This is a genomic window from Desulfosporosinus sp. Sb-LF, assembly GCF_004766055.1.
GTDB lineage: Bacteria > Bacillota > Desulfitobacteriia > Desulfitobacteriales > Desulfitobacteriaceae > Desulfosporosinus.
Genome location: NZ_SPQR01000001.1, coordinates 439,029 through 451,751 on the forward strand (window position 1 = coordinate 439,029; position 12,723 = coordinate 451,751).

At 41.1% G+C, this 12,723-nt stretch carries 13 protein-coding genes and 1 pseudogene; 12 read left to right on the plus strand and 2 right to left on the minus strand.

The window, feature by feature from the left end; genetic code table 11:
• Window positions 1-302: 302 nt before the first annotated feature.
• From E4K68_RS02175 to E4K68_RS02220, 10 genes are all read left to right on the plus strand, one after another.
• Window positions 303-548: a DUF1653 domain-containing protein gene (locus E4K68_RS02175; RefSeq protein ID WP_135377090.1), complete on the plus strand. Its 246-nt coding sequence runs from the start codon at window positions 303-305 to the stop codon at window positions 546-548.
• The gene (locus E4K68_RS02180) at window positions 548-1,225 is read left to right on the plus strand and encodes an alpha/beta hydrolase-fold protein (RefSeq protein ID WP_135377091.1); all 678 of its coding nucleotides are present in this window, start codon (window positions 548-550) and stop codon (window positions 1,223-1,225) included. The genes E4K68_RS02175 and E4K68_RS02180 overlap by 1 nt, the downstream gene beginning before the upstream one ends.
• A 650-nt stretch (window positions 1,226-1,875) precedes the next feature.
• Complete coding sequence (locus tag E4K68_RS02185; protein ID WP_135377092.1) at window positions 1,876-2,217, plus strand: cupin domain-containing protein; 342 nt, start codon at window positions 1,876-1,878, stop codon at window positions 2,215-2,217.
• Window positions 2,218-3,108: 891 nt separating this feature from the next.
• Window positions 3,109-4,230, plus strand: coding sequence for a helix-turn-helix transcriptional regulator (locus tag E4K68_RS02190; RefSeq protein WP_135377093.1), 1,122 nt, complete (start codon window positions 3,109-3,111; stop codon window positions 4,228-4,230).
• Window positions 4,231-4,242: 12 nt separating this feature from the next.
• Complete coding sequence (locus tag E4K68_RS02195; protein ID WP_135377094.1) at window positions 4,243-5,517, plus strand: alpha/beta fold hydrolase; 1,275 nt, start codon at window positions 4,243-4,245, stop codon at window positions 5,515-5,517.
• A gap of 226 nt (window positions 5,518-5,743) precedes the next feature.
• Window positions 5,744-6,109, plus strand: a complete 366-nt coding sequence (locus E4K68_RS02200) for a hypothetical protein (protein WP_135377095.1) — start codon at window positions 5,744-5,746, stop codon at window positions 6,107-6,109.
• 99 nt (window positions 6,110-6,208) lie between these two features.
• A complete protein-coding gene (locus tag E4K68_RS02205; protein ID WP_135377096.1) occupies window positions 6,209-6,622 on the plus strand; it encodes an NAD-dependent epimerase/dehydratase family protein in 414 nt (137 codons plus the stop codon).
• Complete coding sequence (locus E4K68_RS02210) at window positions 6,615-6,707, plus strand: helix-turn-helix transcriptional regulator (RefSeq protein WP_135377097.1); 93 nt, start codon at window positions 6,615-6,617, stop codon at window positions 6,705-6,707. The genes E4K68_RS02205 and E4K68_RS02210 overlap by 8 nt, the downstream gene beginning before the upstream one ends.
• 82 nt (window positions 6,708-6,789) lie before the next feature.
• Window positions 6,790-6,915 (plus strand): hypothetical protein, encoded by a 126-nt coding sequence (locus tag E4K68_RS21330; RefSeq protein WP_282432951.1) that lies wholly within the window; start codon window positions 6,790-6,792, stop codon window positions 6,913-6,915.
• Window positions 6,916-7,144: 229 nt separating this feature from the next.
• Window positions 7,145-8,869 carry an ATP-binding protein gene (locus E4K68_RS02220; RefSeq protein ID WP_243450218.1) on the plus strand — a complete coding sequence of 575 codons (1,725 nt, stop codon included), beginning with the start codon at window positions 7,145-7,147 and terminating at the stop codon, window positions 8,867-8,869.
• A gap of 431 nt (window positions 8,870-9,300) precedes the next feature.
• Here the strand turns inward: E4K68_RS02220 and E4K68_RS02230 are convergent, their stop codons facing one another.
• Window positions 9,301-10,449, minus strand: coding sequence for a metallophosphoesterase (locus E4K68_RS02230; protein ID WP_135377100.1), 1,149 nt, complete (start codon window positions 10,447-10,449; stop codon window positions 9,301-9,303).
• A gap of 174 nt (window positions 10,450-10,623) precedes the next feature.
• Window positions 10,624-10,755 (minus strand): annotated as a pseudogene (locus tag E4K68_RS02240) (class I SAM-dependent methyltransferase); the annotation flags it as partial.
• Between the two features lie 494 nt (window positions 10,756-11,249).
• Here E4K68_RS02240 and E4K68_RS02245 point away from each other — a divergent pair.
• Both E4K68_RS02245 and E4K68_RS02250 read left to right on the plus strand, forming a co-directional pair.
• Window positions 11,250-12,098: an amidohydrolase family protein gene (locus tag E4K68_RS02245; RefSeq protein WP_135377101.1), complete on the plus strand. Its 849-nt coding sequence runs from the start codon at window positions 11,250-11,252 to the stop codon at window positions 12,096-12,098.
• Between the two features lie 18 nt (window positions 12,099-12,116).
• Window positions 12,117-12,461 carry a hypothetical protein gene (locus E4K68_RS02250; RefSeq protein ID WP_135377102.1) on the plus strand — a complete coding sequence of 115 codons (345 nt, stop codon included), beginning with the start codon at window positions 12,117-12,119 and terminating at the stop codon, window positions 12,459-12,461.
• The last annotated feature ends 262 nt before the right edge of the window (window positions 12,462-12,723 follow it).

A 12,723-nucleotide genomic window follows, 5' to 3' on the forward strand; every position in this document is an offset into this window, starting at 1 on the left:
ATTAATGGCATATAACGCACGAACTTGTTGATAATTATCGTGTATATACACCATCCAGAATTACGGATAGGATGGTTAATGTGGATATCACGAATCGTGATGATTGGAAGAAATAATTTACTTCCTATGCAACGCGATGGTAAAGTTTGAAAAAGCTATTAAGAAACCGTTAAAAAAGGCAGCTTCTAATAAGTAGCTACTTTCATGGCATACAAAAGTAAGCTTGCATTATTCATATACTCATTAGGCTAATAATCAGAGGTTTCCAAATCCCAATCTGAAACATATCGTAGGAGGTACTTATGGAACCAAGAAAACCAGTGATCGGCGGCAAGTACTGCCATTTCAAGAACAAAATGTACCAACTGCTGGCGGTTGCCACTCACAGCGAAACTGCGGAAAAATATATTGTTTATCAGGCGCTGTATGACGATTTCAGGGTATATATCCGTCCCTACGACATGTTTTTGAGCGAAGTAGACCATGTGAAATATCCGGAAGTCAAGCAAAAATATCGTTTTGAGTTGATGCAGGAGCCGGATCGCTGATGATGAAATTCGAATTGGGTGAAAAATATTGCTGGGCAGAGCAGTTGGGATCATCGGATCAACCTTTACCACTGGTGATTTTGCTGTCTGGTGATGACAGCATGCAGCAACTGTCAGAAATCAGTGAAATGCTATTGCCCCGGATCGAAGCGGGGATGTGCCAGCCGTTTCTTATCACAGGATTCGGCCCCATCGATTGGAACCGGGACTTTTCACCATGGTATCTGGAAGGCACGGGTGGCCGGATATTTGCCGGAAAAGCCGACGAAACGCTTGGCTTTATGAAAAATACTCTGATGCCATCGCTGCAGAGCCTTTTTTTCCTCAAAAGCGAAGTATATCTGGTGGGCTATTCTCTGGGGGGACTGACGGCTTTATATGTTCACTGCATGTTAGGTTTTACCGGTTGTGGCAGTTGTTCTGGGTCGCTATGGTATCCGGGATGGCTGGAATTTTTGCAGAAGCACCAGCCTTCCGGCAAAGTCTACCTGAGCTTAGGTGGCAAAGAAGAAAAGACCAAAGATCCCTTAATGTGCGAAGTGGGCACAGCAACACAGAAGTCCAAAGAGATGATTGCAAAATCCGCCAAAGTGACCTATGTGAAAGAGCCCGGCGGGCATTTTCGAGAAATACCTCAGAGAATCGGCAGGGCCATTTTATGGCTGCTGAATCCATAATGCCCAAAATATTTCAATAATTCCCCTATACTTTAGCCCAATCATTATATCTACTTAACTTATGGGAAATTTAATGTGAGAATTTTTCTTGAGAATAAACTTTCCTCTTCCCGTTGAGTAGTCACTAAATTCCAACTCTACTAAGCAAGTAAAAAAATCATTACCTTCTTGTGCATGAGATCACATTTTATTCCTAATGAATTTAATATAATGGACTCAACAAGGAGAGTGATCCAAATGAACAAGATCGTTGACCTTTCAAAATCAGTTTATGAGATCTGTTCCAAAGACCCAGAGGTTATTAAAATCATGAAGGAAAAGGATTTTTGAGGCCATGGAATCCGTGGGGATTTCATAAGAAGGTGGGCCTATTGGGGTAATGCTCTATGAACATGATAAAGGATGAAGCTATATACAGCACTTATGTATGCGCATATTGAGAAAGAGAATAATATTCTTTATCCAATAGCAGAAATGCATCTTTCTGAACCAACAAAAAAAACTTACGCTGGATTTCGCAAGCGTTCAAACTCAGGAGACAGGTAATGGTTTGTATGAAAAATATTTTACAATTATCCAACATTTAAGACCGGTTATCTCCTGGTTGGAATGAAGGGTAAGCGTAATAATTTAGAGTGGAGGGTTCTTATATGACACAACATTTAATTAAGAATATTGATTTTTCCAAGGTATTAGAAATGGAATCATTGGTTCAATACACAGAAGGCCAAGTTGTGAGCAGAACTCTGGCTCAAAGCAAGACAGTAAGTATTACGTTGTTTGCTTTTACTGAAGGGGAAGAAATTAGCTCACATTCGTCCGGCGGTGATGCGATGGTCTATTTACTTGATGGAGAAGCGGAAATTACGATTGGGGAAGAAAAGTTCTCCATGAAAAAGGGAGAAACAATAGTCATGCCTGCTGGTATTCCTCATGCCTTATTGGCGGTTAAGAAATTTAAAATGCTTCTGGTTGTCGTATTTGCCTCATAGGGCACCAACGTAGAAGATGACCTGAAACTATTCCTGGGCTAAGAGACAAGCTGTCTGGGATGTAAATTAACGAGCAGAAGGGTTAAGAGAGATTAAATAATACTCTTTTAACCCTTTTTAGTAGCAGAAACGTGGTATATTGCAATAGTTAAACTGTCAAACGCCAGTATGATATAATCAACACAATAAATGGTAATATTCCAAAGATAAAAGAAGCAAAGATAGAATAAAAACAGTACTTAAAATAGTAAATTAGGGGGTTAATGGCGTTTGGAATTTATTCTTGAGGACAAAACAAGAACTATTATTGAAGAAAACGGTGGGAATTTAATTATCAAACAAGAACTCAGCTACAGTTGAAAGGGTTGGATTAGCAGACTCTGGTCAGAGGCTGGCAACAAAACTGAAAGCTCAAAGTTCTATGATGAGTATCAACATCAAGGAATAAAAATATATATTGATAAAACCCTGAAGGTGTCGAATCAAATTCACATTGATTTAAATTCAGATCTTCCATTATTGGAACCATCCTTTACAATTAAAGGTGTGTCTTTTCAAAAAAAATTTCCTAATTAACTGCCAAGGTAAACTTTTCTGCTTCTAGGCCTCTGCATGTTTTAGCGTTAGCGGTTTCAATTAAAGTTTATCATTATATGCTCTTTCTAAGCTTTGTCTTCGGACAGAGCTTGTTTTGTAGTATAAACTGTGCCGGCTTAGCCGCATTATTGTCCGAGCTTGTACGCGCGCGGTGGATCTCCCTTCGCTTCCTCGGGCCGGTTTTTTTATGCTTATGAGTTTCCTGTTGGTTGATTTTTTCAACCGAAGTATCGGATGAATCCATTGTGCTCAAACTGTTTCCAGGACTATACTCTAAGTGTGAGGTGAGAAGTTATGCGAGCAATAAACATTGCAAAGGTTATTTCAGCAAAGCGAAAAGAAAAAGGTGTTACCCAAGATGACCTTGCCGAATACATCGGCGTGTCCAAAGCATCTGTTTCCAAGTGGGAAACCGCCCAGAGCTATCCCGACATAACCTTGCTGCCGCAGCTGGCGGCGTATTTTAACATTAGCATTGACGAACTTGTTGGCTATATCCCGCAGATGACTATGCAGGACATCCGTAAAACCTACCACAGGCTCGCCGATGACTTTAGCAAAAAGCCCTTTGATGAGGTGCTTTCCGAATGCCGCTCTATCATCAGAAAATATTACTCATGTTTTCCCTTGCTGTTTAAGATGGCGGCGTTGCTATTTAATTATTGTTCGCTTCTGAAAGAAAAGGAAAGACAGCAAGCCTTATTGCAAGAGATATGCGGCTTATGTACACGGATTAAAACCGAAAGCGGTGATGCCCACCTTTCCAAACAGGCCAATTCTATCGAGGCCATGTGCCGTCTGGCACTTGGGCAACCTAATGAAGTGTTGGAACTGCTCGGTGAAAACACCAAACCAATAACAGACGATAATATGATGATTGCCTCCGCCTACCAGATGACCGGGAACATTGAAAAAGCGAAGTCGGTTTTGCAGGTCAGCTTGTATCAACATTTGCTTCATTTCGCGGCAAACGCGCACGCTTATCTTTTCCTGATTAAAGATGAGCCCGAGCGATTTGAACAGGCTTTGCAGCGGTTTATTCAACTTGCGGAATGCTTTGACTTGGAAGGGTTAACCCCTAATTCAATCTGTCAGCTGTATTATGCTGCCGCCAATGGCTACGCGCTGCTTAAGAACAAGGAAAAAGCGCTGGAAATGCTCAATCGATATGCCCATGTTTGCACAACGTCTCTCTTGCCGTTCAAAGTAAAAGGCGACCGGTTTTTTGACTGTATAGAGGAGTGGTTTACCGATGCGGATCTCGATTTGCAGGCGCCAAGAGATGAAAAGACAATCAAAACCAGCATTGTGCAAAGCGTTGCGGAAAACCCCGTCTTCGATCTTCTAAAGGCTGAGCCGGGGTATAAGAGTATTCTTCAAAAACTCAGAGCGTTTGCAAAACAACCAAATTATTAGGAGGGAAACGTTATGAATACCGAGAAAAGCAGCTTCATTGAAAAAAGCAGACAGTATGTGCAGGCTATCTTGAACGGAGATTTTGATTCCATTGTAGCGAATTTTAATGAAGAACTGGCCTCTCAAATCAATGCTTCTGTCCTTAGGCAGTCGTGGGACTCTGCCATAAAGGCCCTACCGACCTGTCAAGGCATTCTATCTGAGGATTATAAGAAAGCACAAGGCATGGACTTCGTAAGCGTAGTGCTTGATTATAGTTCAAGCGGGCTGCGCATTTCCTTCGGTTTTGATCATGACGGCAAAATATCCCGACTGGGTGTAAGTTATGTACCGCATCCATCGACACCTACCGAAGCAAAGCACTCCGATAAATTTAGCGAAACGCCCATTAAGATAGGTGACCCGCAGTATCCCCTAGATGGAAAGCTGACCATGTCAAAAGCGATCGGTGATGTGCCTGTGGTTATCCTTGTGCACGGCAGCGGCTCTCACGATATGAATGAAACCATTGGCAGTGCGGGAAACGCTGTCTTTGCCGATCTGGCCTACGGTCTTGCTGAAAGAGGTATTGCTTCAATCCGTTATAACAAGCGTTATTATCAGTATCCAGAGACCGTAACCCAAACCATTACAGTGTGGGAGGAGGTCATAAATGATGTAAACGCCGCTATTGCCCTGGCAAGAACAACGAACGGTATTAATAAGAACAAACTATTTATTATTGGGCACAGCCTCGGCGGGGTCCTTGCCCCGGAAATTGCCCGAGAAAATCCGGATATAGCAGGTTTTATAGCGCTTGCCGGCAGCGCGAGAAAACTTGAGGATATCATTCTCGATCAAAACAAGGCCGTAATTAAAGCCATGAACACGACGGATGCCGAAAAACAGGCGATATTGGACAGAGTAACTGACCTTGTCAATCAAGTTAAAGCGCTGACACCGGAAAGCCCGCATTGCGCCATCTTCAATATAAATAGCGAGTACTGGCTAAGTTTGAACGAAACCAATGCTTATAATATTGTTGCCGCTCTTCCCTTGCCCATGTTGTTTTTGCATGGCGACGCGGACTTTCAAGTGACTATCAAAGCTGATTTTGCGCTTTGGCAGAAACTCTTGCAAGGCCGCAAAGATGCGCAGTTCAAGCTTTATCCGAGACTTAACCATTTATTTATGAAATCCAACGGGAAAGCAGATGTGACAGAATACAACACTAAAGCGAATGTGGAAGAACAGGTAATTGCAGATATTGCCGAGTGGATTCACTTAATTGGCATCAGTAATCAATGATTTCTTTGTTCTCCCATGTGAATCTTCTCCGGAGAGAGGGTGCAACCCTTTCTGTAATAGTAGCACTTTAACGTAACCTCAGCCCTAGCCCACTCGAAGGGTGGGGCTAGGGCTGAGATTTATGACCGCGGTTCTAGAATGGAAAATGGTGTGGTGCCTGACACTAATTTATCAATGAAGCCATTGGGAATAAATTTCGACACTCATTAAAGGAGATTTTTAAACTATGCAAAAAAAATATGTAATCTGGAATTCCGAGAAGCCTGGGGATGCTACGAAATTTCCGAAATCATCCCTCAAAGAGATGGTATACTTCGGAGAAAATTCAAGCAACTGTCGTTTCCCGAATATAGAAGTTAACGAAGAAAATCAGGCGAAGCTTCAGAAGCTAGTCGAGGAGTATTATTTACTTAACGAGGGAGAACGCCAAGAGTTAAGCCTGATAAGTTTCTTTAAAAGGAAGGGAATCAAAATCGAGCATGTCGATGAATATGAAGAACCCCGCAAAATCTTCATTTTACTCATGTATTTCAAAGAAATTTGCAAACTGACAGACTTTGAACCCCTACTTGCAATTGAAAAAACAATTTAGGCCAAAGGTGTGGTGCCTGACACCAACTTATAGTTAGGTAAGGTTATGGCAGTAGGCCGAGAAACCATATGGTATTAATCCATTATGTGGAGGTAAAAAATGAACGTATTAATTACGGGAGGTACAGGTTTTATTGGAGGAGAGATATGTAATAAACTTCTTCAGAAAGGTCACACAATTATTTTGTTAACTCGGGTAAATGATAAGATTAGAGCGGATTTGCAAAAGCCTGGTATATCACTCTTCCCCTACGAATACGCACACGACAGCAAATTACCCCTTGAACTAATGGGAAAAGTCGATGGAATCATCAATATGGCCGGAGAGCCTATTTTTACCGGGCGTTGGACTGAGGAGAAGAAACGAAGAATTTTAGACAGTAGAATTAATATTACTCGGCAGTTAGTGGAATGCATCGCTAAGCTTAAAGGGAAGAAGCCGCATGTGCTGGTAAGTGCCTCAGGGCTTAGGAGACGTCTTAGGAATTACGAAAGACTATGTCAACATGATTGAAAATGGAAGGCGTAAGCCTGGTTTCGCCTTAGCCAAACGAATTGCCGACTTCTTTACTGTGACGGTGGACGAGCTATTTTTTTAACTCTAATCGAACGAATTATTCGTATATGGTCATTTGTGAAGAGAATTGTTCGGAGGACATAGGACAAAAGGAGGGGGACATCATGACTAAACTCGAGATGACGATTCATGCCGAGGAACTGGTTACAGCAATCATACGCAGAGGATACCCCCTATACCCAAGCCGTCCTCCGGAAAACCCTCGTGGCAGCCGTAGCGAGAATCTATGATCCCGGCTGTAAATTCGACTATATGCTCCTCTTAAAATTAATCTCTGAAATTACTGGCATGTCAGAAGAGGGAATAAAAAATTTAAGATGAGTGTTAGCGCCAAAAGGGGCTACTCAAAATGATGTCAACAGTTGACCTAATGCGACAAAATATCTAAAGGAAATATTATATTTACAGAGAATTATAATATATCCTAAGGATTCTTTGTAAATGGGGTTTTATGCAAGTATGGATATTCTAAATATTATAAAGCGTAAGGAAATCGAGGATGAACTAAGCAGAACCAATTCACTACTGAAACTATTTGTTCAAAAAACTAATCGAAAAGCATATCTTGACGAAGTATTAATACTCCTTCAAGAGTGGATTGACTGTCGATGTACAGGTATAAGGGTATTGAATGATGAAGGCTATGTTCCATATGAATCTTTTGCTGGTTTTAGTCAAGAATTCATGGGATCAGAGAATTGGCTTTCTGTTAATCATCATCAATGTGCCTGTATGAGGGTGATTTTAGAGAAACCTGAATCGCAGGATGCTATCTGCATGACTAATGTTGGTTCTTTTTGCTGTAATAATACAATTGAGTTTATTTGTGAAATGTCAACGGAAGAGCAATCAAGATTTAGAGGTAAGTGCATAGAATTAGGTTATAAGTCCGTCGCTATAATTCCGATACGATATCAAGAGAGAGTTCTCGGAGTAATTCATCTTGCGGATGAAAAGGAGGGGAAGTTACCTTCAGAGTTTATAGAGTTTATTGAAAAAGTAGCTCCATTAATTGGGGAAGCAATGTATAGATTTAATTTAGAAGATGAACTCAGATATAAAAACGACAATCTTGAAAGACTAGTAGAGGAACGTACAAAGGAGCTGAAACTTGCCAATGAGCAACTCAACCACGATATTGTTGAACAAAAATTGGCGAGCGAGAAATTAATTAGAGCCCAAGAAGAAAAGGTTTCTATTCTGGAAAGTATGACAGATTGCTTTTTTGCAATGGATCGGGACATGCGGTTCACTTATATAAATCACGCAGGAGAAATTGCCTTTGGAAAATCTCAGAATGAGTTATTGTCCCAAAAAATTACTGAAGTAATTAAGGTTAATGATACCGCACTGCAACACTATCATGAAGTTATGAGTGAAAAGAAGTCAGCTACTTTTGAAATCATTTCCGAAGCTTTAGGTGGTAAATGGTTAGAGATAAGTGCTTATTCCGCGGAAAACGGACTAACCTGTTATTTCCGTGACATTACAAGCCGTAAGATAGCAGAAGGTGAAATTGCAAGATTTGACCGCCTTAATCTTGTCGGACAATTGGCGGCAGGTATTGCTCATGAAATAAGGAATCCCATGACTACGGTGCGTGGTTATCTCCAATTGTTGGGGGTGAAACCTGAATATGCAACTCAGAGATCTACGTTCGAGCTTATGATTTCGGAGGTGGATCGGGCAAATGCTATCATTACAGAATTTCTTTCACTCGCTCAGACAAAACCATCTGAAATGAAATCCCGAAACCTTAATGACATAATCAGTCATTTGTATCCACTTCTTGAAGCGGACACGTTTACCCAGAACAAACAAATTAAGTTTATTGCAGGAGAGATTCCTGATCTAGCACTCAATGCAAAAGAGATTTCCCAACTGATTCTTAATTTAACCCGCAATGGACTTGAGGCAATGGCGGAAGGTGGTACGTTAAGCATTGAAAGTTATGTAGAGGACTGCAAGGTAGTGCTTGAAATTGCGGATGAAGGCTGTGGTATCCCAAAGGAAAATTTTAAAAAGTTAGGAACACCTTTCTTTACAACTAAAGATACTGGGACTGGGTTAGGATTTGCATCATGCTACAAAATTGCAGAATCTCATAATGCGAAGATTTGTATTGACTCTAGTCCTAAAGGTACAACAATCTCAATTCTTTTTCCTATACCTAAAATGGAGTAGGAAAGAATAAAATGATCAGCTAATAATAGCAAGCTCATGCGTGTTGTAATTGGTTTGCACATTGAGCATATACAAATGTTTAACTCTCAGAAATATCTGGGAGTTTTTTTGCCGTATCAATTGACAGAGTTAGCGAGCTTATTGAAATCTTAAAATATCTCCACTCAAAGGGCGTAGTCCATAGGGACATAAGGGTGCCAAATACGTTGTATGACCAGAGATACAGGGCAGATATGGACTTCGCTTATTTGGGTGATTTCCTGCTGCGCCTGTACTATTCTTCCTTTGAATTTAAGGGTAGAAATAAACGTCCCTGGTATGAGGAGCTGGAATTTCACGAGACGTTTGGAGTAATTTGAGGGTGGAGTTCAACGAAAACGGAATACAAAGGACTGATGGGACTTCAAAAACAGGACCACTTCTTATAGCGGTTACTTAAAGCGTATAGTTGCACAAACAATTTCCGAATGAGTCCCTATCCTTAAAGGCGGACCCCAAGTCCCATAACCTGATGAGACGATTAAATTATAATTGCCCTTTTTCAAGTATCCCCAGTCTATTTCATAGACAAGCTTGGTGATTAAATTGCCTGGGAATATTTGTCCTTCGTGTGTATGCCCTGCTAACTGAAGATCTATTTGATTTTGTTGAGCTGTTTCCAATTCAAGGGGTTGGTGATCCAACAAGATCAGCGGCAGCGAGGAGTCTACTCCCTTGGTTAAATCCCCTAACTCTTTTCGTCCCTCAGTGTTGCCTCCGCCACGCCTACTGGGATTATCTCTCCCGATCATGTAGAAGCTATTTTCCACCTTAATGTATTGATCCCTAAGAACATTGACCCCTGCTTCTTTCATTAAACGCACTTGATTATCATCGCGTGCCCAACGGTCATGGTTCCCGGGAACAGCAAAAACACCATACTTTGAATGCAACTGTTTGAACGCTTCCAATAGTTGTTGGAATTCCTGTTGATTGACCGTACTGTCACAAATATCTCCATCGATTACTATGACATCTGGGTTAAGTTCATTGATCGAATTAACCATTTTATTAAGGCGTTGTACATCGACAATTTTCCCATAGTGAATGTCCGATATCATTGCAACTCGAAGCTGGTTAAGGGATGGTGCACTTTTATCAACCGATAGTTCATACCGTGTTATGACAGGATTTTGAGCGTTATAGGTACCGTAGGTTAACGTTGAAAAAACCAAAAGCAAAATTAAGCAGCCAATAATCAGGGGGGTTCTGTTATGATGCTTAATAACTTTCGGAACAAATCTCAAATACTTATCGAGCAGCTGAACTAAATCTGCAAGCAAAAGGAAAAAGAAGATGTAGACAACGGCTAACATCGAGTACCAACCACAGGTGGATATCCAAACTTTGTTAATTAGCGGTATAAAACCCTGCCCTATTTCCGTGATAGGAAAGGCTAAAACAAGAATCCCAAAACAGAACCAATAAATACGCTGGATAATCTTTTTTGAAGCTTTAAGTACACTCCATCCCCGACGGGCTATATAAACACTGATTAAACAATAGATCCCTAGGAAAGTACTCGATATAATACCCCACATAAGTCTCCCCGCCCACATTCTCTTATTTAAATTTGGTCTTCCAAGTTGAGTGTCCTATGAGCAACACTTCATGTCTGTTGAAATGTTTAAATATATTTTTGGGTTTTTAGAATCGCTTGTGGTTAATGATACCTATCAATTTGATGACTATTCAAGGTATATTGCTACGTTATATTCCTCTTTGGTATAAAGAGCAGCAGGGGCGAAGAGAGAAGTGGGGTTGTTACGAACTGCCTCTGCATAGTATTCGCTCCAGGCACTCATGCCGGCGATGAGTTCGATCATCATACAGCCCCGGGCTTTAATGGGCATGATATTCATCACCCTATCATTTTATATACTTGTATTATATCATAATTATGATAGGTGGATGCTTGTAGGCGGGCCGACGACCAACCATCCGAACGAAGTACTGCTGAGTGAGCAGGACATTATGAATCCGCAGCAGCGGTGGCAAAGTATCAAAATTGCACTGGGTAAATTGCAAATAAGTGTGAGAAGATATTCGGTTAAATAAATGAGCATCTTCGTCTAAGTTTTTTAGTTGAAGATGCGTATTTTATAAGGGTAATTCCGAAAATACATATATACTTCGTTATGGATTCTTCACAATTTGTCAAATGGAGGTGATATAATCAAGCGTTAAGGCGGTTAATATAAAATGTTAGTTAGTCCGTGAGGTGAACGCAAAGGATGATCAACCTTTGAATACCGCCTTAGCGGATACTCTGGCAAATTTCAAGCGAAATGAGCGCAAGTAATAATGAGGTCCAAATTGATTCCAACGGGGGAATGTTGCTTTGAAGATCATTGATGCCCATTTTCATTTTTCGAATCGACTTGGCTTTAAAGAAACGGCCAAAAATATATCGCAAGTAGAATTTAGTGCTCATGGGCTAAGAAAAGAGTTTGGACAAGCAGGGGTGGTCGCTGGAATCATCATGGCAACGCCTGGGCGGGAACCCGACCAGCCTTCGGGGAGTCCGGAAGAATTTGATTTAGAGGATGGGACTGTAGAAGGTTTACTTTCTTGTGTCGGAGTCAATCCTGAAAAACTAAAGGAAGATCACGATGAACTCGATTATATTGAAGGGGAGCTTAAAAAAAGGTGGGTGACTGGGATTAAACTCTATCCCGGTTATTTTCCGTATTATGTTTATGACCCGATCTATGATCCCATCTATGAGCTTGCTCGGAAATACCAGGTTCCCGTGGCGATTCATTGTGGTGATACACAATCCCCCAAAGGACTCTTGAAATACTCCCATCCATTAACGATCGATGAGTTAGCCGTAAAACAAGAGGAGGTCACGTTTGTGATCTGCCATATGGGCGTCCCCTGGGTGATTGATGCGGTAGAGGTCATGGCCAAGAATCCTAATGTTTACGTGGACTTATCTGGACTCCTGGCAGGGAATAAAGAGCACGTGATGAAAATGAAAGAGAAAAAGCTTTACGTCGAGTATATTCAACAAGCCTTAGTCCTATCGAATCGTTACGATAAAGTTCTCTATGGATCGGACTGGCCACTTGTACCGATTGAACCCTATGTGGAATTTATTAAACAGCTTATACCGGAGGAGTACCATGAGGCTGTGTTTTATCGAAATGCGCTTAAGGTTTATCCCAAACTCAATGAAATTTTATGATCGAGGAGGACGATAGGAATGGATTTTGGTGAAGTTTTCAAGGATATTTCGGCGGGAATTTTGGTTACGGATGCTGATTTCAATGTGGTCTGGGCCAATACCTTCGAGGAAAAGTTCTATGGGAAACCCGTTATGGATTTGTGGGCTGTAGAGTGCCACAAGGAAGAAAATCGCCAAAAGATTGCCGACTTTGTGGCACGATTTAAAACCGGGGAATTAAAATCCTTTACAAAAATAGCCTTCGGGATGGTCATTACTTATAGTAGCTATTTTAAGGATGGGGAGTTTGCCGGAATGGTTCGAACTCGGATTAATTTGCCCGAAGGCTCGGATGCGAGGGAGACCGCTCATTATCCAAAGTGAGTAAGATTTAGCAACTCGCTCATAGCGAGTCTTGGATATTTAGCTTCCCCGGGGTCGGTGACCTGGGCATGCTCCACATTGTTATGATGTGTTCGTTCTATAATAAATTAATTCAGCAAAGAGCATCGGTAAGGTGCTCTTTTTCCGTAAGCGGAAACAACGATACGATATTTGTTTGTACTATTGACAAAGCATTTATTTTACCCGAAACTTTGTTTTGAGAGAACTGATAATGTACTATTTAGCCGTAGACTTTCTTTAA